This is a genomic window from Pseudomonas sp. TUM22785 (assembly GCF_028198105.1).
GTDB classification, from domain to species: domain Bacteria; phylum Pseudomonadota; class Gammaproteobacteria; order Pseudomonadales; family Pseudomonadaceae; genus Metapseudomonas; species Metapseudomonas solani.
The window spans coordinates 5,703,774-5,728,307 of sequence record NZ_CP116239.1; the positions used below are offsets into that span (position 1 = coordinate 5,703,774).

The following is a 24,534-nucleotide window of genomic DNA, read 5'->3' on the forward strand; positions in this document are numbered from 1 at the left end:
TGGTGAAGAACGAATCGTTAGATGGCTTTCAGCGTGCCTTTCGGCAGCGTGGCCGCGATGGCGACCTTCTGGATCTTCAGTTCGACGGTGTCGGACACCTCAATGACCACGAAGTCATCGGAGACCTTGACCACCTTGCCGGCGATACCGCCAGAGGTAACAACTTCATCGCCTTTCTGCAGGTTGCCCAGCAGATTCTTGTGCTCTTTGGCGCGCTTGGACTGGGGACGCCAGATCATCAGGTAGAAGATGACCAGGAAACCGACCAGGAAAACCCACTCGAAGCCAGTGCCGGCGGGGCCAGCGGCTGCGGCCGGGGCGGCAGCGTCGGCATAGGCGGCGGGAATCAGAAAGCTCATGTAGCACTCCTGTTGCGAAAATTTGAAGAATGTTCAGCTCTATATATGCGGCTTTATCAGTCCAGGGGCGGTGTCGGTAGTCCGCGCCGGGCATAGAAGGCATCGACAAAGGCGGCCAATTTACCCTGTTGGATTGCCTCGCGCAAACCAGCCATCAGGCGCTGGTAATGCCGCAAGTTGTGGATTGTATTCAACATGCTGCCGAGCATTTCACCGCATTTGTCCAGATGGTGCAGATAGGCCCTGGAGAAATGTTTGCAGGTGTAACAGTCGCAGGTCGGGTCCAGCGGCGAGTCGTCGTGCTTGTGCACCGAGTTACGGATTTTCAGCACCCCGGTCTCGACGAACAGGTGGCCGTTGCGGGCGTTACGGGTCGGCATCACGCAGTCGAACATGTCCACACCGCGGCGCACGCCTTCCACCAGGTCTTCCGGCTTGCCCACGCCCATCAGGTAGCGCGGCTTGTCCGCCGGCATCTGTGCGGGCAGGTAATCGAGTACACGGATCATTTCCTCCTTGGGCTCACCCACGGAGAGGCCGCCGATGGCCAGGCCGTCGAAACCGATCTCGTTCAACCCGTCCAGCGAACGCATGCGCAGCTCTTCATGCATGCCGCCCTGGACGATGCCGAACAACGCGGCCGTGCTTTCGCCATGAGCGGCCTTCGAGCGCTTGGCCCAACGCAGCGACAGCTCCATGGAGCGCTTGGCCACATCGAGGTCGGCCGGGTATGGCGTGCACTCGTCGAAGATCATCACGATGTCGGAGCCGAGATCGCGTTGCACCTGCATGGACTCCTCGGGGCCCATGAACACCTTGGCGCCATCCACAGGGGAGGCGAAGGTCACGCCCTCCTCCTTGATCTTGCGCATGGCACCCAGGCTGAAGACCTGGAAACCACCCGAGTCGGTGAGGATCGGCCCCTGCCACTGCATGAAGTCATGGAGGTCGCCGTGGCGCTTGATCACCTCGGTGCCAGGGCGCAGCCAGAGGTGGAAGGTATTGCCGAGGATGATCTGCGCACCGATGTCCTCGATGTCACGCGGGAGCATGCCCTTGACCGTCCCATAGGTGCCAACCGGCATGAAGGCCGGCGTTTCGACCACGCCACGGGGGAAGGTCAGACGGCCACGACGGGCCTTGCCTTCGGTGGCCAGCAGTTCGAAGGTCATGCGGCAGGTACGGGTCATGCTTGGTCCTCGGGCCCGCGGGGAGCGGGGTTGCGGGTGATGAACATGGCATCACCGTAACTGAAGAAGCGATAGCCCTGCTCAACCGCTGCACTGTAGGCAGCCATTGTTTCCGGATAGCCGGCAAAGGCCGACACCAGCATCAGCAGGGTGGATTCGGGGAGATGGAAGTTGGTCACCAGGGCATCCACCACATGGAAGGGCCGGCCCGGGTAGATGAAGATATCGGTGTCGCCACTGAAGGGTTTGAGCACACCGTCACGCGCGGCACTTTCCAGCGAGCGCACGCTGGTGGTGCCGACGGCGATCACCCGGCCGCCACGGGCACGACAGGCCGCCACGGCATCAACCACTTCCTGGCCAACCTCCAGCCACTCGAGGTGCATGTGGTGCTCCTCGATGCGCTCGACGCGGACCGGCTGGAAGGTACCGGCCCCCACGTGCAGGGTGACGAACGCGGTTTCGACACCCTTCGCAGCGATGGACTCCAGCAACGCCTCGTCGAAATGCAGCCCGGCCGTGGGTGCCGCAACTGCGCCGGCATGGCGGGCATAAACGGTCTGGTAGCGCTCACGGTCCGCGTCTTCGTCCGGCCTATCTATATAAGGAGGCAACGGCATATGCCCGAGGCGGTCCAGCAACGGCAGCACGTCTTCGGCAAAGCCCAGCTCGAACAACGCATCGTGGCGCGCCAGCATGGTCGCCTCGGCACCGCCGTCGATGAGAATGGTCGAGCCCGGCTTGGGCGACTTGCTCGAACGCACATGGGCCAGCACGCGATGGCTGTCCAGCACGCGCTCCACCAGTATCTCCAGCTTGCCGCCCGATGCCTTCTGGCCAAACAGGCGCGCCGGGATCACCCGGGTGTTGTTGAACACCATCAGATCGCCGGGGCGCAGATAGCCCAGTAGGTCGGCAAAGCCCTTGTGGGCCAATTCACCCGTGGGGCCATCGAGCACCAGCAGGCGGCTGGCACGCCGCTCGCTCAGCGGATGACGGGCGATGAGGTGCTCGGGGAGCTCGAAATGGAAGTCGGCAACGCGCATGGTGGGGTCTTCTTGCAGGGGCGCGAATATTAACGGAAATGCGTAAATCTGACCACGCGGGCGGATTGACCCGCCTCGGCCGCCTCCCTATACTCCGCCGCCATCGTGCCCCGGTGGCGGAATGGTAGACGCGGCGGATTCAAAATCCGTTTCTGGCGACAGAGTGAGAGTTCGAGTCTCTCCCGGGGCACCACGATTTCAGCAAGCCCGCATTTCTCGCGAGCTGCAGCCCATCGCTACACCTCAAAACAGCCCTGCCGAAACACCTTTTTCAGAAGCCGTGTATCGGTACTGGAAATCTTCTCAAACCCCGCCTAGGATTGACCTTTCGGGGGGTTGGCAATTCCAAGAAAGTTAGCGTAGAGTGTGCGCACTGTGTTTGCATGGGTCGCTGTTGAATCGTGACCTGGTGCAGTAGATCCTACAGATCCGCTACATCCCGCTCGACTTCTCTTACTCTCTGCAACCAGTTCCAGCCCTCTATGCTTTAAGAAAAGCAAGAGGCTGTCATCAACTCTAGTTTCAAGGAAATAAGACATGTCGAATCGTCAAAACGGCACCGTTAAGTGGTTCAACGACGAGAAGGGTTTTGGTTTCATCACCCCCGAAAGCGGTCCGGATCTGTTCGTGCACTTCCGCGCTATCGAAGGTAACGGCTTCAAGAGCCTGAAAGAAGGCCAGAAAGTCAGCTTCGTAGCTGTGCAAGGTCAAAAAGGCATGCAGGCTGACCAGGTTCAAATCCTGGGCTAAGCCTTCTGCTTTGAAAGAACCCCTGATGGAAACATCAGGGGTTTTTTTATGCCCGTGATTCTATGGAGCCCAGCCCTTAGAATGTCGCGACCCCACGTTTGCAAGGGCTTTCCATGCCGAACCAGAAACTGCGTCCCGAAGGCGATTTCCCCGTCGCGGGTCCGATCCGCCGCTTCGCTGCAATCTTCTACGACTTCCTTCTCTGCGTTGCCCTGATGATGGTCGTCACCCTCTTCTATCAGCAGGCGATCCTGCGCGCGATCTTCGGCAGCGAGCGCCTGCGGCAGATGGCCGAACAGGGCGCATTGATCGGCGACCCGGTGCTTTCCAGCCTGCTGTTCCTCAGCCTCTTCGCCTTCTTCAGCAAGTTCTGGATGCGCGGCGGCCAAACCCTCGGCATGCAGGTCTGGGGCGTGCGCATCCAGAATCGCGACGGCTCGGCCATCAGCCTGTGGCAGGCCCTGCTGCGCTTCGTGGTCGCCATCGGCTCCTGGCTGTGCTTCGGCCTCGGCTTCCTGTGGATGATCGTCGACAAGCAGAAGCGCAGCTGGCACGACATGTACTCCGACAGCCAGGTCGTCCAACTGCCGAAGAACATCCACAAGAAGTAGCGCCACCCGAATCGCGCCCAAGAAAAAGCCGGCTCGCAGCCGGCTTTTTCATGCCCGGGGAAACTACCCCGCGCGCCTCAGCAGCCAGGCACCGGCCAGGGCGCAGATACCCGCAGGGATCAGCACCGCCAGCAGCGGCGAAAAGCCGAACACCAGGCTGGACGGGCCAAGCAGGTCCTGGCTGATCCGTACCACGAAGCCGATCACCACGCCAGTGAACACGCGTTGCCCCAGGGTCACCGAGCGCAGCGGGCCGAAGATGAAGGAGATCGCCATCAGCACCAGCGCACCGGTGACCAGCGGCTGCAGCACCTTGGTCCAGAACGCCAGCCAGTAGCGGCCGTTGTTCAGCCCCTGGTCCGCCAGGTAATGGGTGTAGCGCCACAGGCCGGTGATCGACAGGGCCTCGGGCTCCATCACCACCGTGCCCAGCAGCTGCGGGTTCAGCTCGATATCCCAGCGCTCGTTCGCCGCGTCTACCACTTCGGTGTGGTCACCGCGGAAGTAGGTGGTGGAAACATCTTCCAGTTGCCAGTGATCGGTCTGGTACAGGGCGCGCCGGGCGAAGCTCGCCGACTGCATATGGCGTTCGCCGTCGAAGTCGTAGCGGGTCACACCATAGAGCACGCCATTGGGCTGCACGGCGTTGATGTGCACGTACTGGTTACCCTGACGGTGCCACAGGCCGCGCTTGGCGCTCTGCGCCTCACCGCCGCCTTGCGCCAGGGCGCGGTTGCCCTGTGCCAGGTTCTCGCTCCAGGGCGCGACGTACTCGCCGATCAGCACGCCCACCAGCATCAGCACCAGCAGCGGCTTCATCACCGCCCAGACGATGCGTCCGATGGACACGCCCGCCGCACGCATGATGGTCAGCTCGCTGCTGCTGGCCAGGCCGCCAAGACCGATCAGGCTGCCGATCAGCGCCGCCATCGGCAGCATCTCGTAAACCCGGCGCGGCGTGGTCATCAGCACATAGGTGGCCGCTTCCAGCACACCGTAGGAGCCATCCACATCGCCCAATTCATCGATGAAGGCGAACAGCAGCGCCAGCCCGACTATCACCCCCAGCACCGCGAGGATGCCGAAGAACACGCTGGTGCCGATATAACGATCCAACCTAACCATGGGCCACCTCACGGGCATCACGACGAGCTGCCCACTTCAGCCGCAACGGCTCCCAGTAAAGCAATGACAAGCCCACCAGCAGGAACATCCCGTGCACCCACCAGAGGCCGAGCGCCATGGGGATCTTGCCTTTGTCCAGCTGGCCGCGCGCAGCGATCAGCAAGGACAGGTAAGCCATATAAAGAAGGATCGCCGGCAGCAGCTTGAGGAAGCGGCCCTGGCGCGGATTGACCCGCGACAGCGGCACCGCCAGCAGGGTCACCACGAACACCAGCAGCGGAATGGACAGGCGCCATTGCAGCTCGGCCTGGTAGCGCGGATTGTCACTGCCGATCAGCTCGGAGGTCGGGATCGCCTCGCGCTCACCGATCTCGCCGCTGATTTCCGGCTTGGGCAGGAGGATGCCGTAGGTCTCGTACTTGATGGCACGGTAGTCGGCCTTACCCGGGTTACCGTCGTAGCGGTAGCCGTTCTCCAGGATCAGGTAGCGGCTGCCATCCTTGTGGATGACCTGGCTGCCCTTCTCCGCCACCAGCACGCCGATGCCACGCTCCTTGTTGTTCTGCGACAGGCGCTTCTCGGAGATGAACACCCCGCCCAGCTCGCCACGGTCGGCCGAAAGGCTCTCGGTGTAGGTCACCCGCGTGCCGTTCTTCATGGTCTGGAAGCGGCCCGGCACCAGGGTGTCGAACTCGGTCAGCGCGTCCTGCTCATTGAGGATGCGCGCCACCTGGGCCACGCCCTGGGGCGCCAGGCCCAGGCTCAGCCAGGCCACCAGCAGTGCCACCAGGGTCGCCGGCGCCAGGCTGTAGGCCATCAGCCGTTGCTGGCTCATGCCGGTGGCGGCGAGCACGGTCATCTCGCTGTCCAGGTAGAGCCGGCCATAGGCCAGGAGGAAACCGAGGAACAAACCCAGCGGCAGGATCAGCTCGAGGAAGCCCGGCAGGCGGAAGCCCATGATCAGGAACAGCACGCCCGGGTCCAGGACGCCTTGCGCGGCCTGGGCCAGGTACTTGATGAAGCGACCACTCATGATGATCACCAGCAGCACCGCACTTACGGCGCTCAGGGTGACCAGGACTTCGCGGGACAGATAACGGAAGACAATCAAACCAGACACTCCAGGGTTGTCAGGCTCAGGCGGCTACGCTCAAACTAGCCGCTTTGTGGCCAGCCCGCCGAACCGGCGGACCACTGAAAAATGGCCGGCATTATATCCTGCAATCCCGACTCTTTGTCTTGGGGACATACGTCATGGAATTCCTCGTCAAAAGCGCTCGTCCCGAAACCCTGAAAACCGCCACCCTGGTCGTCGCCGTCAGCGAAGGCCGCAAACTGGGCACCGCCGCCAGCGCACTGGATGGCGCCACCGGTGGCGCGATCAGCGCCCTGCTCAAGCGTGGCGATATCGCCGGCAAGGTCGGCCAGACCCTGCTGCTGCACAGCCTGCCCAACCTCAAGGCCGACCGCGTGCTGCTGGTGGGCGTGGGCAAGGAACGTGAACTCGGCGACCGCCAGTTCCGCAAGGTCGCCGCCGCCGTCAACGGCGCGCTCAAGGGCCTTGGCGGCAGCGACGCCGTACTGGCCCTGGGCGAACTCGCGGTCAAGGGCCGCGACGCCTACGGCAAGGCCCGCCTGCTGGTGGAAACCCTGGCCGACGGCACCTACCGCTTCGACCGCTTCAAAAGCACCAAGGCCGATGCCCCGGCGCTGAAGAAAATCACTCTGCTGGCCGAGAAGGCCGAAGTCGCCGACGTCGAGCGTGGCAGCGCCCATGCCCAGGCCATCGCCACCGGCATGGCCTTCACCAAGGACCTCGGCAACCTGCCGCCGAACCTCTGCCACCCCAGCTTCCTCGCCGAGGAAGCCAAGGCACTGGCCAAGGCCCACAAGAACCTCAAGGTCGAAGTGCTGGACGAGAAGAAGCTCAAGGAGCTTGGCGCCGGTGCCTTCCTCGCCGTCGCCCAGGGCAGCGACCAGCCGCCGCGGATGATCGTGCTCAACTACCAGGGCGGCAAGAAGGACGACAAACCCTATGCCCTCGTAGGCAAGGGCATCACCTTCGACACCGGCGGCATCAGCATCAAGCCCGCCGCCGGCATGGACGAGATGAAGTACGACATGTGCGGCGCCGCCAGCGTGCTCGGCACCTTCCGTGCCCTGCTCGAGCTGCAGCTGCCGATCAACGTAGTCGGCCTGCTGGCCTGCGCCGAAAACATGCCCAGCGGCGGCGCCACCCGCCCCGGTGACATCGTCACCACCATGAGCGGCCAGACCGTCGAAATCCTCAACACCGACGCCGAAGGCCGCCTGGTGCTGTGCGACACCCTCACCTACGCCGAGCGCTTCAAGCCCCAGGCGGTGATCGACATCGCCACCCTCACCGGCGCCTGCATCGTCGCCCTGGGCAGCAACGTCTCCGGCCTCATGGGCAACAACGACGGCCTGGTGAAGCAGATCCTCAAGGCCGGCGAATACGCCGACGACCGCGCCTGGCAGCTGCCGCTGTTCGACGAATACCAGGAGCAGCTCGACAGCCCCTTCGCCGACATCGCCAACATCGGCGGCCCCAAGGCCGGCACCATCACCGCCGGCTGCTTCCTGTCGCGCTTCGCCAAGAAGTTCCACTGGGCCCACCTCGACATCGCCGGCACCGCCTGGGTCAGCGGTGGCAAGGACAAGGGCGCCACCGGTCGTCCGGTGCCCCTGCTCACCCAGTACCTGCTGGACCGCGTGTAAACTGCAGCATCGCCCGGCGGCACAGGCCGCCGGGCACCCGCCCCACCTCAGGAACACCCAGCCATGACCCGCGTCGAGTTCTACGTCCTTTCTTCCAGCAGCCCGGCGGACCGCCTGCGCGCCGCCTGCCAGCTGGCGAGCAAGGCCTGGCGCCATGGCCTGCCGGTGTTCGTGCGCTGCGCCGACAAGGCCCAGGGCAACGAGTTGGACGAGCTGATGTGGCGCTTCAAGGCCGAAACCTTCATCCCCCACAGCCAGCATGAAGACGACCCGCAAGCACCGGTGGTGATCGGCGCCAACGAACAGCCCGAAGCCGCCCAGGGCCTGCTGATCAACCTCGACGCCAGCCTCTCGCCGCATCTCGAACGCTTCAGCCGCATCATCGAGATCGTCAACCAGGAGCCGGCGCTGCTGGCCGCCTGCCGTGAGAATTTCCGGACCTATCGCCAGCGCGGCTATGATCCAAAGCGAGTCGAACTCTAAGTACGCCCCATGGACAACTCCAGACCGCCGCAAAAACCCGCTCACCTGCTCGACGACCTCGAGTCGATCCGCGCCCTGCTCGATGAACACACCAGCAGCGAGCCGCCCCTGCTCACCGAGTCCGTCGACCCGGACAGCATCCCCCTGCTCTCCGAAATCGTCGAGCCGCCGCCCTTCGAGCTCACCCCGCTGGGCAGCGAGCCCGTCGCCCCGCGCCCGGCGCCGGCCATGCAGCCCGCCCCCGCACCTGCAGCGCGGGTCGAGCAACCGAGCACCACACCCATCCAGTCCGCCCTGCAGCGCAGCGCCGAAGCCGCCAGCGCCCAGGAATTCAGCCGCCTGGACACCGAGCTGCGCGCCGCCGCGCAACTCATCCTGCAAGACGTCATCGACGATTTCGTGCCCCAGATAGAAGCCGAGCTCAAGCGCCGCCTCAGCGCCCGCCTGACCCGCCTCCTGCCCCAGCCGCCCCGCCGCGGCTGACCGGTGCGCGCCTCGCGCCGCCCCATCGCGCCCCACGCTTGGGGCTTGTACCCGCAGCCGCTATACTCGGCGGCTTTCCGATCAGTTGCCGACACGGTCCCGCCGCACCATGGACAAGACCTACCAGCCCCACGCCATCGAAACCTCCTGGTACCAGACCTGGGAGAAGAACAACTACTTCGCCCCGCAAGGCTCCGGCGAGTCCTACACCATCATGATCCCACCGCCGAACGTCACCGGCAGCCTGCACATGGGTCATGGCTTCAACAACGCCATCATGGATGCGCTGATCCGCTTCCGCCGCATGCAGGGTCGCAACACCCTGTGGCAGCCGGGCACCGACCACGCCGGCATCGCCACCCAGATGGTGGTAGAGCGCCAGCTGGCCGCCCAGGGCGTCGATCGCCATGACCTCGGCCGCGAGAAGTTCCTCGACAAGGTCTGGGAATGGAAGGAACAGTCCGGCGGCACCATCACCCGCCAGATCCGCCGCCTCGGCTCCTCCGTCGACTGGTCGCGCGAGCGCTTCACCATGGACGACGGCCTCTCCGAAGCGGTCAAGGAAGCCTTCGTGCGCCTGCACGCGGATGGCCTGATCTACCGTGGCAAGCGCCTGGTCAACTGGGACACCAAGTTCCACACCGCCATTTCCGACCTCGAAGTGGAAAGCCACGACGAGAAGGGCCACCTGTGGAACCTGCGCTACCCGCTGGCCGACGGCCTGAAGACCGCCGACGGCAAGGACCACCTGGTGGTCGCCACCACCCGTCCGGAAACCCTGCTCGGCGACAGTGCCGTGGCCGTGCACCCGGAAGACGAGCGCTACAAGGCCCTGATCGGCAAGTTCGTCGAGCTGCCCCTGGTCGGCCGTCGCATCCCCATCATCGCCGATGACTACTGCGACCCCGAGTTCGGCACCGGCTGCGTGAAGATCACCCCGGCCCACGACTTCAACGACTATGAAGTCGGCAAGCGCCACGACCTGCCGCTGATCAACATCTTCGACAAGAACGCCGCCGTGCTCGCCACCGCCCAGGTGTTCCACATCGACGGCAGCGTCAACGGCGAATTCGACGGCAGCCTGCCCGCCGCCTACGCCGGCCTCGACCGCTTCGACGCGCGCAAGCGCATCGTCGCCGACATCGAAGCCCTCGGCCTGCTGGAGAAGATCGACGACCACGCCCTCAAGGTGCCCAAGGGCGACCGCTCCGGCACCGTCATCGAACCCTGGCTGACCGACCAGTGGTACGTCTCCACCAAGCCCCTGGCCGAACCCGCCATCGCCGCCGTGGAAGACGGCCGCATCCAGTTCGTGCCCAAGCAGTACGAAAACATGTACTTCTCCTGGATGCGTGACATCCAGGACTGGTGCATCAGCCGCCAGCTCTGGTGGGGCCACCGCATCCCGGCCTGGTACGACGAAGCCGGCAACGTCTACGTCGGCCGCGACGAAGCAGAAGTCCGCGCCAAGCACAACCTGGGCGACATCGCCCTGCGCCAGGACGACGACGTCCTCGACACCTGGTTCAGCTCGGGCCTGTGGACCTTCTCCACCCTCGGCTGGCCGGAACAGACCGACTTCCTCAAGACCTTCCACCCCACCGACGTGCTGGTCACCGGCTTCGACATCATCTTCTTCTGGGTCGCCCGGATGATCATGCTCACCATGCACCTGGTGAAGAACGACGACGGCAGCGCCCAGGTCCCCTTCAAGACCGTGTACGTCCACGGCCTGGTCCGTGACGGCCAGGGCCAGAAAATGTCCAAGTCCAAGGGCAACGTCCTCGACCCGCTGGACATCGTCGACGGCATCACCCTCGACGCCCTGTTGGAGAAACGCACCAGCGGCATGATGCAGCCCAAGCTGGCCGAGAAGATCGCCAAGCAGACCAAGGTCGAGTTCCCCGAAGGCATCAACAGCTACGGCACCGACGCCCTGCGCTTCACCTTCTGCTCGCTGGCCTCCACCGGCCGCGACATCAAGTTCGACATGGGCCGCGTCGAGGGCTACCGCAACTTCTGCAACAAGCTGTGGAACGCCGCCAACTTCGTCACCGAGAACACCGACGGCCAGGACACCGGCATCAACGGCGAAGCCGTCGAGCTGTCCTCGGTCGACCGCTGGATCATCTCCCAACTGCAGCGCACCGAAGCCGAAGTCACCCGCCAGCTCGACGCCTTCCGCTTCGACCTCGCGGCCCAGGCCCTCTACGAATTCGTCTGGGACGAGTACTGCTCCTGGTACCTGGAGCTGGTCAAGCCGGTGCTGTGGGACGAAAACGCCCCCATCGAGCGCCAGCGTGGCACCCGCCGCACCCTGGTGCGCGTGCTGGAGGTCATCCTGCGCCTGGCCCACCCGTTCATGCCCTTCATCACCGAAGAGATCTGGCAGCGCATCAAGGCCCAGGCCGGCGTCATCGGCGACACCCTGATGCTGCAACCCTGGCCGGTGGCCAACGAAGCCCGTATCGACGCGGCCGCCGAAGACGACATCGAATGGGTCAAGACCCTGATGCTCGGCGTGCGCCAGATCCGTGGCGAGATGAAGATCTCCATGGCCAAGCGCATCGACGTGGTCCTGGCCAACGCCAGCGATGAAGACCTGCGCCGCCTCGCCGACAACGGCCCGCTGCTGAACAAGCTGGCCAAGTTCGAATCGGTCCGCGTCCTCGCTGCCGGCGAAGAAGCCCCCATGTCCGCCACCGCCCTGGTGGGTGACCTGCAGGTGCTGGTGCCTATGGCCGGCCTGATCGACAAGGAAGCCGAGCTAGCCCGCCTGGACAAGGAAATACAGCGCCTGGACGGCGAAGTGAAGCGCGTCGGCGGCAAGCTCGCCAACGAAGGCTTCGTCGCCAAGGCCCCGGCCGAAGTGCTCGACAAGGAGCGCGCCAAGCTGGCCGAAGCCGAACAGGCCCTGGCCAAGCTGGCCGAGCAGCGCGAGAAGATCGCCAACCTGTAAGCCCACAAGGCCCGCCAATCGGCGGGCCTTGCTCTTTCATAGGGACGTGGAAGACATGCCCATCGAACTGCGCTTCGAATCCACCCTCGCCGTCAGCCCCGGCCAGGCCTGGAGCTGGATCACCGACGTCGACCGCCTGCGCGAGGAAATGCGCCCCTGGCTGCGCATGACCGTGCCCGCCGGCATCCGCAACCTCGAAGACCTCGCCTTCCAGCCCGGCGAGCCGCTGTTCACCAGCCACCTCTGGCTGTTCGGCTTTCTGCCGCTGGGCACCTCGCGGCTGACCCTGCGCGAGCTCAACCCCGGCGTCGGCTTCGTCGAAGAATCCCCCATGACCGGCATGCGCCTGTGGCGCCACGAACGCCGCCTGGAAGTACAGGGCAGCGGCACCCGGGTGATCGACCGCCTCACCGTCGAGCCACGGTTCGGCGCCCCGCTGGTGCGGCTGTTCCTGCACCTGTTCTTCGCCAACCGCCACCGCGTGCTGCGCCATCGCGCGCCCTGAACCCGGAGCCCCCATGGAAACCAGCAAGACCAAGACCAGCTTCTACCGCCGCCTCTACGTCGCCTGGCTGATCGACAGCGGCACCGCCGCCAGCGTCCCCGCCCTGATGGACGCCACCGGCATGCCCCGCCGCACCGCCCAGGACACCCTCGCCGCCCTCGCCGACCTGGACATCGACTGCCAGTTCCAGCAGGACGAAGGCGCCCGCAACAACGCCGGCCACTACGTGATCCGCGACTGGGGCGCCATCGACAAGCACTGGATCGCCGCCAACCTGCAACAGATCAAGGCCACCCTCGGCTACCCCTGACAGAATCACGCCCGTAAACAGACGTAGCCCGGGCTTCAGCCCGGGAAACTCCTCCGGTTGAAACCCGGGCTACGGTGCAACGGCCACACCCCATCCAGGAGCCCCAGCCATGACCCCGCAACTCCTCTGGGTACTCGGCCTGCTGCTGGTGGTCGTCACCCTCTTCGTGCGCAACCGCCCGCGCATGGACGCCGTCGCCCTGCTGGCCCTGGTCGCCCTGGCGCTGAGCGGCGTGCTCACCACCGAGCAGGCCCTGGCCGGCTTCAGCGACCCCAGCGTGGTGCTGATCGCCGCGCTCTTCATCATCGGCGACGGCCTGGTGCGCACCGGCATCGCCTACCGCCTGGGCGACTGGCTGGTGGCCCGCGCCGGCAGCAGCGAGACGCGTCTGCTGGTGCTGCTCATGCTCAGCGTCGCCGGGCTCGGCTCGGTGATGAGCTCCACCGGCATCGTCGCCATCTTCATCCCCGTGGTACTTGGCGTCGCCGCCCGCCTGAAGATCCCCCCGGCGCGGCTGATGATGCCCCTGGCCTTCGCCGGCCTGATCAGCGGCATGCTCACCCTGGTGGCCACGCCGTCGAACATGGTGGTGCACAGCGAACTGCGCCGCGCCGGCTTCGACGGCTTCGGCTTCTTCGGCCCCACGCCCATCGGCCTCGCCGTGCTGGTCCTCGGTGTGCTCTACATGCTCGTCGCCAGCCACTGGCTCGGCCGCGACACCCGTGACCAGAGCACCGCCGCCCCGCGCCTGACCCTCGCCGACCTGGCCGGCGCCTACCACCTCAGCGAGCGCGAACGCCGGCTGCGGGTGCGTGCCGATTCGCCCCTAGCGCGCCAGGCCCTCAACGAGCTGGAGCTGCGCCGCGAATACGGCATCAACGTCATCGCCGTCGAGCGCCAGCGCAAGTTCCGCACCCTGCTGCTGATGGCCACCGGCAACACCCAGCTGGAGCCCGGCGACGTGTTGCTGGTGGACCTCGCCAGCCCCGCCATCGGCCTGCTCGGCGCCTACCACGCACTGGGCCTGGAGCCCATGCCCCTTAACGCCTCCTACTACAGCCTGCACGCCCACCAGCTGGGCTTGGCCGAAGTCGCCCTGCCGCCGGAATCGGAGCTGCCGGGCAAAACCATCCAGGAACTGGGCTTCCGCAGCCGCCACCGCCTCAACGTCGTCGGCCTGCGCCGTCATGGCCGTCCCCTCGAAGGCGTGCTGGTGGATGAAAAGCTCAAGGGCTCCGACACCCTGCTGGTGGCCGGCGAATGGAAGGACATCCACCGCCTGCAGGCCCAGGGCCGCGACTTCCTGGTGCTCAGCCTGCCCGCCGAGGTGGACGAAGTGGCCCCCACCGCCCACAAGGCGCCCCACGCCCTGCTCAGCCTGGCGGTGATGGTGGTGCTGATGGTCAGCGGCCTGGTGCCCAACGTCATGGCCGCGCTGGTGGGCTGCCTGCTGATGGGTGCCTTCCGCTGCATCGACCTGGACAGCGCCTACCGCGCCATCCACTGGCCCACCCTGATCCTCATCGTCGGCATGCTGCCCTTCGCCCACGCCCTGCAGCAGACCGGCGGCATCGGCCTCGCCGTACAGGGCCTGGTGGCGTTGCTGGGCGATGCCACGCCGCGCCTGGTCATCGCCGCGCTGTTCGTGCTCACCGCGGTGATCGGCCTGTTCATCTCCAACACCGCCACCGCCGTGCTCATGGCCCCGGTGGCCATCGCCACCGCCCAGCAGCTCGGCGTCTCGCCGCAGCCCTTCGCCATGACCGTGGCCCTGGCCGCCTCGGCCGCCTTCATGACGCCCATCTCCTCACCGGTGAACACCCTGGTGCTCGGTCCCGGCCAGTACCGCTTCGGCGACTTCGTCAAGGTCGGCGTGCCCTTCACCCTGCTGGTAATGATCGTCACCGTGCTCCTGGTGCCCTGGCTCCTGCCCTTCTGACCGGCCGCCCGACGGCGGCTGGCCAAACCCGGCGGGTTGTGAATAATGCGCGCCTGCCCTTCGTTCCCGGACCTCGCCATGCCCAGCAAACCGCCCAGCAAGACCGCACCGGCCAAGCCGTCCGAAGGGAGCAAGGCGCCGCTGCACCCGCGCAACCGCCACCAGGGCCGCTACGACTTCCCCGCGCTGATCGCAGGCAGCCCGGAGCTGGCCGCGTTCGTCATCCTCAACCCCTACGGCAAGCAAAGCATCGACTTCGCCAACCCCGAGGCGGTCAAGGTCTTCAACCGCGCGCTGCTGCAGCAGTTCTACGGCATCCGCCAGTGGGACATCCCCGCCGGCTACCTGTGCCCGCCCATCCCCGGTCGCGCCGACTACCTGCACCATCTGGCCGACCTGCTGGGCGCCGCCCATGACGGCGTGATCCCCAAGGGCCCCGGCCTGCGCGGGCTGGACATCGGCGTCGGGGCCAACTGCATCTACCCGCTGATCGGCCACCATGACTACGGCTGGCGCTTCGTCGGTGCCGACATCGACGCGCAGTCCCTGGACTCCGCCGCCGCGATCCTCGCCGCCAACCCGCAATATGGCGACGCCATCGAGCTGCGCCGCCAGGAACACCCGCAGCACATTTTCCAGGGCCTGCTGCAAGCCGACGAACGCTTCGACTTCACCCTGTGCAACCCGCCCTTCCACGCCTCCCTGGACGAAGCCCGCAGCGGCAGCCGACGCAAGTGGAAGAACCTCGGCAAGCAGGACCCGAGCCGCGCATTGCCGGTGCTCAACTTCGGCGGCCAGTCCAACGAGCTGCATTGCGAAGGCGGCGAAGCGGCCTTCATCGCCCGCATGGCCGACGAAAGCGCCGCCTTCGGCCAGCAGGTGTTCTGGTTCAGCACCCTGGTGTCCAAGGCGAGCAACGTCGCGCCCCTGCAAGAGCGCCTCAAGGCCCTCGGCGCCACCGACATCCGCGTGGTGCACATGGCCCAGGGCCAGAAGCAAAGCCGCTTCGTCGCCTGGACCTACCTCCAGAAGAACCAGCGCCGCGCCTGGCGCAAGGAACGCTGGCCCGCCTGATCCGCTCCTTCCCTGTGGGCGAATTCATTCGCGATGCTCTTGTAGGCGTTACCGGCCACACCGACGGTGGACCGATGAAGCGTGCTCCACCCGCACGGCTACGCCTCACAGGGAACCTCTCCCGCTGCCTCCGGCTCATGGGTGCGCACCCTGCCCAGCAGTGCGAACACCAGCACCGCCGTCAGCCCGGTCACCGCCGCCAGCACCTGCAGCAGGGTGCGGAACGCCGCGTCATAGCCCGGCAGCAACGCCGCCCGGTCCATACCCAGCATCGCCGCGGCCTGGGCCAGGTCGCCCAGGGCCGCATGGCTGGCGGCGGCGACCCGTTGCGGCGGCGCCACCGCTGAAGCCGGCAGGGCCACCAGCATCAGTGCGGCCAGCAACGCGCCGACCAGGGCGATGGCCACGCCGTCGCCGGACACCCGCACGGTGTTGAAGATGCCGGTGGCCATGCCCGCCCGCTCCTTCTCCACCACGCTCACCGCCAGCCCGTCCATCAAGCCCCAGGGCAAGCCGATGCCCACGCCCACCAGCAGCATCGGCAGCACCAGGGCCTGCGGCCCGGCCACCAGCGCCTCGCTCATCCACAACAGCCCGAGCGCGTTCAGCACCAGGCCCAGGGCCGACAGCACACCGGCGGTGAACCAGCGCGACAGCCAGGCCGCCAGCATCGGCACCACCAGCAACGGCGCCGACAAGGCGATCATCAGTTGCCCGGTCTGCACGGCGCTGAGGCCATCCACACCGATGAAACGCCCCGGCAGCAGCACGATCAGCACCACGAAGGCGAAGGCGGGCGACGCCCCCAGCAGCTGCACACCGGCGAACTGCGCACGACGGAACAGGCCCAGCTCCAGCATCGGCCGTGGGCTGCGCCGCTCGATCAGCACGAAGGCCACCAGCAACGCCAGGCTGCCCCACAGCGAACCCTGCACCAGCGGGTGCGACCAGCCGTGCTCCGGCGCCAGCAGCGTGCCGCAGGTGAACAGGGTGAGCATCGCGGTGAAGCTGATCGCCCCCGGCCAATCCAGCCCCTGGGCATTGGGGTCGCGGCTCTCACGGGCGCAAACGGCCACCAGCAACGCACCGGCGATGCCGAACAGGGCCGGCAGCAAGAACACCATGCGCCAACCCAGGCCGTCGCTCAGCAGGCCGGCCAGCAACGGGCCGAACGCCAGCCCCAGGCCGAAGGTGGTGCCCAGCAGGCTGAACACCCGGGTGCGGATCGGGCCGTGAAATTCCTGAGCCAGCGCCGCCATGGCCCCGGCGAAGGCGGCGGAACCACCCAGGCCCTGGAGCACCCGCAACAGGTCGAACCACAGCACCGTGGGCGCGAAGGGAATCACCAGGGTCACCGCCGCGAACAGCGCCAGGCCCACCAGCCACACGCGCTTGCGCCCGTGGATGTCGGCCAGGCTGCCAGCGGCCATCATCGCGCTGCCGTAAGCGAGGATGTAGCCGTTGGTGATCCAGCTCAGCTCCACCGCCGAGCCGCCCAGGGCCTGGCTGATGGCCGGCAGCACCACCGCCGGGCCGGTGAAGCACAGCGGGATCAGCACCGCCGTCAGGCAGGCGGCCAGCAGCAGCCAGCGGCGAGCGCCGTCGGAAAGGGATGAATCAGTCATTTCGAAAGCTCCGCAAGGAAAGTCGGAGCAGGTTATGGCGACGGTAATTGCGGAAAAACAGGCTAGTATTCCGCACTTAACGGAATCCTGAGTCCTCAATCGGAAGCACCATGGAAAGCCTCAACCGCCTCGCCCTCTTCGTCCAGGTCACCGAAAGCCAGAGCTTCGTCGCCGCCGGCCGCGTCCTGGGCATCTCCGCCTCGGCGGTGGGCAAGGGCATCGCCCGCCTGGAGCAGCACCTCGGCGTGCGCCTGTTCCACCGCAACACCCGCAGCATCAACCTCACGGTGGAAGGCACGCTGTTCCTCGAGCGCTGCCGGCGCATCCTCGGCGAGCTGGAGGCGGCCGAGCACGAGCTGTCGCAAAACACCCAGGAGCCCAGCGGCCGCCTGCGGGTCAGCCTGCCCCTGGTGCTCGGCCTGTTCCCCGTGGTGCTGCCGGCCTTCATGCGCCGCTACCCCGGCATCGAGCTGGACCTGGATTTCAGCGACCGCCTGGTGGACGTGATCGAGGAAGGCTTCGACGTGGTGGTACGCAGCGGCATCCCCGAAGACTCGCGCCTGCGCGCCCGCCAGCTCGGCGCCTTCCACCTGCAGCTGGTGGGCTCGCCCGAATACCTGGCCGCCCGGGGTACGCCGCGGGTGCCGGCCGACCTGGAGCAGCACGCCTGCCTGCACTACAAGTTCCCCAGCACCGGCAAGCTGCAGAAATGGCCCCTGCGCCTGGACGCGGGGGAAAGCGAACCGCAGTTGCCCACCACCCTGGTGTGCAACCACGCCGACACCCTGATCCGCGTCGCCAGCGAAGGCATGGGCATCACCTGCCTGCCCGACTTCGCCGTGCGCGACGCCCTCGCCAGCGGCCAGCTGCAGGCCGTGCTCGAAGACCGCAACCAGCACTCCGCCCACTTCCGCGCCCTATGGCCCTGCTACAAGCAGATGCCCGCCAAGCTGCGGGTGTTCGTCGACTTCCTCGCCGAGCACCTGTTCCTCGACCAGAGCCAGGTGTGAACGCAGGCCTCTTCTACCTGTAAGGGCGACTTCAGTCGCCAAGGAGCGCGCAGCGGTCCCATCACAGCATGGGTTTCGCTGCGCTCTACCCATCCTACGAACTACAAACACCTCAGCGCCGAAGTCCGAGTTATGGGACGGCGAAGCGCGCCTCCAGGCGGCTGTAACCCATGCCCACGCCCTTGTGCACTTTCAACTGCACCGGGATGCGCTCCTTGAGCGCTTCGACGTGGCTGATCACACCGATCATCTTGCCGCTGGCATTGAGCGCATCCAGGGCGTCGAGGGCCACTTCCAGGGTTTCGCCGTCGAGGGTGCCGAAGCCCTCGTCGAGGAACAGCGAATCGATGCTGGTCTTGTGGCTGACCAGGTCGGAAAGCGCCAGGGCCAGGGCCAGGCTCACCAGGAAGCTCTCGCCGCCGGACAGGGTGCGGCAGTCCCTGGCGACATCGGCCTGCCAGGTGTCCACCACTTCCAGCTCCAGCTCGCCCAGGGCACGACGGCGCAGCTGGTAGCGGCCGTGCAGGCGTTCCAGCTGCTGGTTGGCCAGGTGGATCAGGTGATCCAGGGTCAGCCCCTGGGCGAAGCGGCGGTACTTGGCGCCGTCGGCCGAGCCGATCAGGCCGTTGAGGCGCTGCCAGAGGTCGCAGGCGCCTTCCTGGGCGGCGATTTCGGCGAACAGCGCCTGCTGGTTCTGCCGGCGCTGCTCGTCGCCGCTCAGTTGCCCGCGCAGCTCGCCCTGGCGCTGGGCCAGTTCGCGTCGTTGCAGTTGCAGCGCCTGCAGCTGCTCGTCCAGCTCCACCAGGGCCAGCTCGGTCTGTGGCGTCGCCTGCAATTCCGCCAGGCTCTGCCGGGCTGAGGCTTCCAGGGCCTGGGCTTCGGTCCAGGCCTTCTCCAGGTGGGCCTTGAGGGCCAGCAACTGGTGGCGTGCGTCCTCGTCCAGCAGCGCGGCGAGGTACTGCGACTCGTCGGCGAAGGGGCTCTGCGCCAGCGCCTGTTCCCAGGCGGCCCGTTGCCCGTCGAGCGTGGCGCGGGCGGTGTCCAGCCGTTCGGCCAGGGTCTGCTCGCGCCCGATCAGCGCCTGGCTGCGTTCCTGGGCCAGCGCCAGGCGCTGCTCGGCCTGCTCCAGGGCGGTGGCGGGGTTATCCACAGGGGCCAGGGCTGTGCCATCGGGCTGCGCCAGCTCGCCCCAGCGCTGCTGCCAGCGCGTGGCGGCACCTTCGGCGGTTTGCAGCTCGGCCAGCAGCAGTTGCTCGTCACGCTCCAGGCGCTGCTGCAGGACCTGGGCATCACGCCAGGTGCGCCACTCGGCGTCGCGCGCGTCCAGCCAACGCTCGTTGTCTTCCGGCAGGGCGTAACCGAGCTCGCCCAAGGCCGCGCCCAGCTCCGACTCCTGGCGAACCTGCTGCGCCTGGAGCTGGCTCAGTTGCTCGGTGTTCTCCGCTTCGCGGCGGCGCAAGGCGCCTTGTTCCTGCACCGCCAGCGCATGCTGCTGCATGGCGTCCTGCTGGTGCTTCTGGGCTTGCTCGCGCTGCCCACGGGCGGCGTCCACGGCCTGCTTGAGGCCGTCCAGCTCACCCAGGCTGCGTTGCAGGGCGGCGAGGTCCGCCTGCTGCTGCGCCTGGGCCGCCGCCACCGCCGGGCCATCGACCAGTGGCTGGCCCAGGGCGGTGCAGTGCTGCTGCCACTGCGCCTGCAGCTGTTGCAATTCATCCTGCAGGCGCTGCTCGTCCTGCTGGCGCTGGCGCAGGTGCGCGTCCAGCGCGGCCAGCTCGGTGTTCAGGGCCGCTCCCCGTTCGCGTACCTGGTCCTGCTCGGCGCGCTTGGCCTGCAACGCGGCCTGGGTCTCCGAGACATCCAGCGCGCCATAGGCTGCGATGGCCGGGTGGTCATGGGAGCCGCACAGCGGGCAGGCCTCACCCGGCTGCAAGGCGGCGCGATGGGCCTCCAGCTTGAGGATGCGCTGCTCCTGCTCCAGCAGCTTTTCCTTGTCCTGGATCTGTTGCTTGAGGTCGGTGAACTGCAGGCGCAGGGCATCCCGCACGGCGACCTTTTCCGCCTGCGCACGGCTGTCGGTGTCGATGCCACCCCGGGTATCGGCCAGTTGCCGCTCCAGGCGCGTGCGGTTTTCCGCCAGTTGCTGCAGGCGGGCGAGTTGGTGGCCCTGGTCGCTGAGGCGCTGCCAGCGCTCGCGCAGGGAGGTTTCGGAATCACCGGCCAGCAGCGCGGCCAGGGTGGCATGGCGCTGGGCCTCGTCGGCGCGGGCCTGCTCCAGGCGCTGGTCGCTTTCCGCCAATGCCGCCTGGAAGCCGACGATGCGCTGCGCCAGTTGCTCGGCGCCCTGTCGTTCCTGCTGCTGGCGGGCCAGCGACTGGGCAATGGCCTGCGCCAGGTTCCGGCGCGCACCGAGCTGTTCACGCCAGGCGCCCAGGCGCTCGCCCAGCAGGCCGTGTTGCGGGTTGGCCGCCAGCAGCGCCTCCACCTGGCCCCGTTGCTCGGCCAGCCCATCACGGCGGGCGGCGAGTGCCGCCAGCCGCTGCTGGCTGTAGCCCCGCGCCTGCCACAGGCCGTCGGCCACCTCGCGGGCGGCCTGGGCCTTCTGTTCACGCACCTGGGCCAGGGCCTCGGCCGCTTCGGTAGCGGCCTGCCCGGCGCGCTGCCAGTCACGGTGCGGCGGGCGCAGGCGCTCGGCCGGCTCGCTCTCAGCCAGGCGCTGCAGCTGCGGCCCGGCCTGCTCCATCGCCTGCCGGGCGTCCTGCCCCTGCTGCACCGCGGCGAGCTGGCGCGCCTCGGCGCCGGCCAGGGCCTCACGCCATTGGCGCTGGCGCTGCAGGCTGTCCTGCTGGCCGTGCAGGCTGCTTTCACGGCCATTGAGTTCGGCGAGTTCGTTTTGCAGTTGCTGGCGCTGCTCCGCGTTGAGCAGCTCCACGCCCTCAGCCCGTGCACGCAGCTGGCCCAGGCTGGCCTCGGCCTCCTTGGTGCGCTGGTAGACGCGCTCGGAAATCAGCCCGTACACCTCGGTGCCGGTCAGCTCCTCCAGCAGCTCGGCACGCTGGTTGGCGCTGGCTTCGAGGAAGGCGGCGAACCCGCCCTGGGCCAGCAGCATGGATTTGGTGAAGCGCTCGAAATCCAGCCCGGTGAGGCTTTCGGTCTGCTTGAGCTTGTCGTTGATCTTGTCGGTGAGAATCTCGCCGTCGGCGATGCGCGCCAGCTCCACCTTGGGCGCCTGCAGGCCGCCATCGACCTTGTCGCGGGCGCGGCGCTGGCTCCAGAAGGCACGGTAGCCCACGCCCTTCACCTCGAATTCCACCTCGGCCAGGCAGTCGGCGGTGTGGCGGGTCATCAGCTCGTTGACCGTGGCCGAGACGCTGCTCATGCGCGGGGTGCGGTGGTAGAGGGCCAGGCAGATGGCGTCCAGCAGCGTGGTCTTGCCGGCACCGGTTGGGCCGGTGATGGCGAACAGGCCGTTGCCGGCGAAGGGCTCGCCGGTGAAGTCGATCTTCCACTCGCCCTTGAGGGAGTTGAGGTTCTTCAGGCGCAGGCTGAGGATTTTCATGCAGAAGCCGCCGGGGGATGGGAGCGGCATTCTGGCATTCTCCGCCCGCCCGTGCAGGTCCGGCGGCGATAGCGGCGATCTGCACCGGCCTCAGCTGCGCTCGCTGCGGACCTCTTCCAGCACGCCACGGTGCAGGTCCCGCAGGCGCCGGGCCTGGTCCTCGTCCAGTTGCTCCAGCTCCAGGCGGCGCGCGAACACGTCCTCGGCACTCAGTTCGTCCAGGGTCTCCCGGGCCTCCCCCACCAGGCCGGGCGCGAGGCCGGCGCGTTCGCGGCGCAGGCGCAGCACCTCCACGGGCAAGCCTTCGCACAGGGCGGCGACGCGGCCCTGTAGATCGCTCAGGTAGTCGTCGGTGCCTACCTGCACTTCCAGCCATACGGGGCGCTCGGGCGTGCCCCGGCGGGCCTGCTCGGCAATGGCGCCGCCCAGTTCGCCCAGGGAGCCACGCACGCTGGCCAGGGGCTGGAAACAGGGCACAGGCAAGGGCGTGACGCTGCGCACGCCCTCCCCGTCCAGCTCCACCAGCAGCACTTCCTTGGCCTGGCCGGCTTCGTCGAAGGACAGCGGGATGGGCGAGCCGCTGTAGCGGATGTGCTCCAGGCCGCCGACCTTCTGCGGCCTGTGGATATGCCCCAGGGCGATGTAGGCGGCAGGCGGGAAGGCGCTGGTGGGGAAGGCCTCCAGCGCGCCGACATAGATTTCCCGCACCGACTCGCTGGCACTGGCGCCGACCGTGGTCAGGTGACCGGTGGCGATTATCGGCAGCCCGCCGCCCAGTTCGTCCCGGCGCCGCTCGGCCAGTTCGAACAGCTGCGCGTAATGGGCCTGGATGGCCTGCTGCAGGGACAGCTGCTTGTCCGCCGCGCTCTGCCCGGCCTGGCTCTGCAGCACGTCACGGGCGCGCACGAAGGGGATGGCGCAAAGCACCGCGCCCGGCGCGCCATCAGGGCCGCGCAGCACCAGCACCTGCTCTTGCGGGTCGGCGGCGACACCCGGCACCACGCGGGTGCCCAGGGCCGCCAGCAGGCCCTGGCTCTCGCCGAGCATGGCGGGCGAATCATGGTTGCCACCCAGCACCACCAGTTGCGCACCGGCGTCGCGCAGCTCGATAACGAAGCGGTTGTACTGCTCGCGGGCATAGCTCGGCGGCGCACCGGTGTCGAACACATCGCCCGCCACCAGCACCGCGTCCACCCGGTGTTCCTGCACCCGCTCCAGCAGCCAGGCGCAGAAGGCCTGGTGTTCGGCCTGGCGGGTCTTGCCCATGAAGTGCTGGCCGAGATGCCAATCGGAGCTGTGCAGGATGCGCATGGGGTCTGTCACTTGTCGCGGGGAACGGGAAGGCGGCCACCTTGTCATTTACCGGCACCGGGAGGCAACCGCCGCTGCGTCAGTGGCTATCCTTCCCCTCAACTCCAAGCCCCAAGGATTCCCATGCCAAGGTTCCTGAAAGACCTGAAGATCATGCTGCTGGCCAACCTCTGGACCGTGCCAGTGGTCGCCGCGCTGGTGGGCGCGGTGTTCTATTTCGTCGCCCCGCCGCCGCCCATGCACGCCACCCTGGCCACCGGCGGCGCCAATGGCGGCTATGCCCTGTTCGGCGAAAAGCTCAAGGAGGAACTGGCGCGCCAGGGCTTCACCCTGGAGCTGGTGCCCAGCACCGGCTCCCTGGACAACCTCGGCAAGCTGCAACGCGGCGAGGTGCAGATGGCCCTGGTACAGAGCGGCCAGGAGCTGACCCTGGAGCCGCGCGAACGCAAGCGCCTGCATGGGCTCGGGGTGATGTACCAGGAGCCGCTGTGGCTGTTCAAACGCAAGGACGTGGACATCGACAGCATGGGCGACCTGCTGCAGCTGCGGGTGGCCATCGGCACGCCCAACAGCGGCACCCGTGCCATCGCCTCGGCCCTGCTGCAGGCCAACCAGATCGGCCCGGAGCAGTACCCGCAGAACTGGCAGGCATTCAGCGGCACCCGGGGGGCCGATGCGCTGATCGCCGGCGAGCTGGATGCCGCCTTCTTCGTCGGCCCGGCGGAGAACGCCGTGGTGCAGCGCCTGGCCACGCGCAGCGAGCTGGACCTGGTCAGCCTGCGCCGCAGCGCCGCCTACCGTGCGCGCCTGCCCTACCTGACCAAGCTCGACGTGGGTGAAGGCCTGCTCAACCTCGCCAGCAACAGCCCCTCGCGGGACATCCTCACCCTGGGCCCGGTGGCGACCCTGGTGGCCAACGACGAATTCCACCCCTCGCTGACCCCGCTGATCCTCGAGGCCGCCCGCGAGGTGATGAAGAACGGCAGCCTGCTCGACCCCGCCGGGCGCTACCCCGCCGCCCAGCCGATGACCCTGTCGACGCTGGACGAGGCCGCCTACTACTACAAGAACGGCCTGCCGATCCTGCAGCGCTACCTGCCCTTCCGCATCGCCTCCCTGGCCGACCGCTACATCATCCTGCTGATCCCGCTGCTGGTGGTGATGTTCCCGCTGTTCAAGGCGGTGGGCCCGGTGTACCGCTGGCGCATCCGTGCGCGCATCTACCGCTGGTACAAGTACCTGCGCGAGATCGACCGCAAGCTGGACGCCGGCACCCTGCGCGCGGAGCTGGACGGCGAGATCGGCAAGCTGGAACAACTGGAGGACCAGCTGGCCAAGGTGGACGTGCCGCTCTCCTACTCCAACGAGCTGTATGAGCTGCACGTGCACCTGCGCTACGTGATCGAGCGGCTCCAGGCGCTGAAGGCCAGGAGCCGCGAAGAGGAGGCCTGAACGGGCC

At 67.1% G+C, this 24,534-nt stretch carries 20 protein-coding genes and 1 tRNA gene; 13 read left to right on the top strand and 8 right to left on the bottom strand.

What is annotated here, in order from left to right:
- Positions 1-17: 17 nt before the first annotated feature.
- Genes yajC through queA form a run of 3 tightly spaced genes read right to left on the bottom strand, consistent with a single transcriptional unit; the run spans position 18 to position 2,595 of the window.
- On the bottom strand, positions 18-359 hold the full coding sequence (gene yajC, locus PI990_RS25960) for a preprotein translocase subunit YajC (RefSeq protein ID WP_184487498.1): 342 nt from the start codon (positions 357-359) through the stop codon (positions 18-20).
- 56 nt (positions 360-415) lie between these two features.
- Entirely contained in the window at positions 416-1,531 is a 1,116-nt protein-coding gene (gene tgt, locus PI990_RS25965; RefSeq protein ID WP_271661355.1) for a tRNA guanosine(34) transglycosylase Tgt, read from the bottom strand.
- A gap of 14 nt (positions 1,532-1,545) precedes the next feature.
- Positions 1,546-2,595 carry a tRNA preQ1(34) S-adenosylmethionine ribosyltransferase-isomerase QueA gene (gene queA / locus PI990_RS25970; protein WP_271658906.1) on the bottom strand — a complete coding sequence of 350 codons (1,050 nt, stop codon included), beginning with the start codon at positions 2,593-2,595 and terminating at the stop codon, positions 1,546-1,548.
- 107 nt (positions 2,596-2,702) lie between these two features.
- Here queA and PI990_RS25975 point away from each other — a divergent pair.
- The 3 genes from PI990_RS25975 (at position 2,703) to PI990_RS25985 (ending at position 3,956) form a co-directional block, all read left to right on the top strand.
- Positions 2,703-2,788, top strand: a tRNA-Leu gene (locus PI990_RS25975).
- Between the two features lie 344 nt (positions 2,789-3,132).
- Entirely contained in the window at positions 3,133-3,345 is a 213-nt protein-coding gene (locus PI990_RS25980; RefSeq protein WP_003298189.1) for a cold-shock protein, read from the top strand.
- A 113-nt stretch (positions 3,346-3,458) separates the two neighbouring features.
- Complete coding sequence (locus PI990_RS25985; protein ID WP_031288248.1) at positions 3,459-3,956, top strand: RDD family protein; 498 nt, start codon at positions 3,459-3,461, stop codon at positions 3,954-3,956.
- Positions 3,957-4,019: 63 nt separating this feature from the next.
- Here PI990_RS25985 and lptG read toward each other — a convergent pair whose 3' ends face one another.
- Together lptG and lptF are read right to left on the bottom strand one after the other, a co-directional pair.
- Positions 4,020-5,081, bottom strand: a complete 1,062-nt coding sequence (lptG, locus tag PI990_RS25990; RefSeq protein ID WP_271658907.1) for an LPS export ABC transporter permease LptG — start codon at positions 5,079-5,081, stop codon at positions 4,020-4,022.
- Positions 5,074-6,192 carry an LPS export ABC transporter permease LptF gene (gene lptF / locus PI990_RS25995; RefSeq protein ID WP_043240067.1) on the bottom strand — a complete coding sequence of 373 codons (1,119 nt, stop codon included), beginning with the start codon at positions 6,190-6,192 and terminating at the stop codon, positions 5,074-5,076. Before lptF ends, lptG begins: the two co-directional genes overlap by 8 nt.
- A 143-nt stretch (positions 6,193-6,335) precedes the next feature.
- Between lptF and PI990_RS26000 the strand changes: the two genes are divergently transcribed.
- The 8 genes from PI990_RS26000 to rlmF all read left to right on the top strand — a co-directional run bounded on the left by PI990_RS26000 (position 6,336) and on the right by rlmF (position 15,573).
- On the top strand, positions 6,336-7,820 hold the full coding sequence (locus PI990_RS26000) for a leucyl aminopeptidase (protein ID WP_271658908.1): 1,485 nt from the start codon (positions 6,336-6,338) through the stop codon (positions 7,818-7,820).
- Positions 7,821-7,883: 63 nt separating this feature from the next.
- The gene (locus PI990_RS26005) at positions 7,884-8,303 is read left to right on the top strand and encodes a DNA polymerase III subunit chi (protein WP_184487495.1); all 420 of its coding nucleotides are present in this window, start codon (positions 7,884-7,886) and stop codon (positions 8,301-8,303) included.
- 9 nt (positions 8,304-8,312) lie between these two features.
- A complete protein-coding gene (locus tag PI990_RS26010) occupies positions 8,313-8,786 on the top strand; it encodes a DNA polymerase III subunit chi (RefSeq protein ID WP_271658909.1) in 474 nt (157 codons plus the stop codon).
- A 109-nt stretch (positions 8,787-8,895) separates the two neighbouring features.
- Positions 8,896-11,745 (top strand): valine--tRNA ligase, encoded by a 2,850-nt coding sequence (locus PI990_RS26015; protein WP_271658910.1) that lies wholly within the window; start codon positions 8,896-8,898, stop codon positions 11,743-11,745.
- Positions 11,746-11,800: 55 nt separating this feature from the next.
- Entirely contained in the window at positions 11,801-12,250 is a 450-nt protein-coding gene (locus tag PI990_RS26020; RefSeq protein ID WP_271658911.1) for a hypothetical protein, read from the top strand.
- A 13-nt stretch (positions 12,251-12,263) separates the two neighbouring features.
- Positions 12,264-12,560: a winged helix-turn-helix domain-containing protein gene (locus PI990_RS26025; protein ID WP_184487491.1), complete on the top strand. Its 297-nt coding sequence runs from the start codon at positions 12,264-12,266 to the stop codon at positions 12,558-12,560.
- A gap of 109 nt (positions 12,561-12,669) precedes the next feature.
- Positions 12,670-14,499, top strand: a complete 1,830-nt coding sequence (locus tag PI990_RS26030) for an SLC13 family permease (RefSeq protein WP_271658912.1) — start codon at positions 12,670-12,672, stop codon at positions 14,497-14,499.
- Between the two features lie 78 nt (positions 14,500-14,577).
- Positions 14,578-15,573 (top strand): 23S rRNA (adenine(1618)-N(6))-methyltransferase RlmF, encoded by a 996-nt coding sequence (rlmF, locus tag PI990_RS26035; RefSeq protein ID WP_271658913.1) that lies wholly within the window; start codon positions 14,578-14,580, stop codon positions 15,571-15,573.
- A 98-nt stretch (positions 15,574-15,671) separates the two neighbouring features.
- Here rlmF and PI990_RS26040 read toward each other — a convergent pair whose 3' ends face one another.
- Positions 15,672-17,198, bottom strand: coding sequence for an MFS transporter (locus PI990_RS26040; protein WP_271658914.1), 1,527 nt, complete (start codon positions 17,196-17,198; stop codon positions 15,672-15,674).
- Positions 17,199-17,308: 110 nt separating this feature from the next.
- Here PI990_RS26040 and PI990_RS26045 point away from each other — a divergent pair, with 110 nt between their 5' ends.
- Positions 17,309-18,208 carry a LysR family transcriptional regulator gene (locus tag PI990_RS26045; protein WP_271658915.1) on the top strand — a complete coding sequence of 300 codons (900 nt, stop codon included), beginning with the start codon at positions 17,309-17,311 and terminating at the stop codon, positions 18,206-18,208.
- A 130-nt stretch (positions 18,209-18,338) separates the two neighbouring features.
- On the opposite strand, the gene PI990_RS26050 is transcribed toward PI990_RS26045, so the two are convergent.
- Positions 18,339-21,764 (bottom strand): AAA family ATPase, encoded by a 3,426-nt coding sequence (locus tag PI990_RS26050; protein ID WP_271661356.1) that lies wholly within the window; start codon positions 21,762-21,764, stop codon positions 18,339-18,341.
- Positions 21,765-21,854: 90 nt separating this feature from the next.
- Complete coding sequence (gene sbcD / locus PI990_RS26055; RefSeq protein WP_021220871.1) at positions 21,855-23,075, bottom strand: exonuclease subunit SbcD; 1,221 nt, start codon at positions 23,073-23,075, stop codon at positions 21,855-21,857.
- 123 nt (positions 23,076-23,198) lie between these two features.
- On the opposite strand from sbcD, the gene PI990_RS26060 reads away from it, so the two are divergent.
- Positions 23,199-24,527 (top strand): TAXI family TRAP transporter solute-binding subunit, encoded by a 1,329-nt coding sequence (locus PI990_RS26060; RefSeq protein WP_271658916.1) that lies wholly within the window; start codon positions 23,199-23,201, stop codon positions 24,525-24,527.
- Positions 24,528-24,534 lie beyond the last annotated feature (7 nt).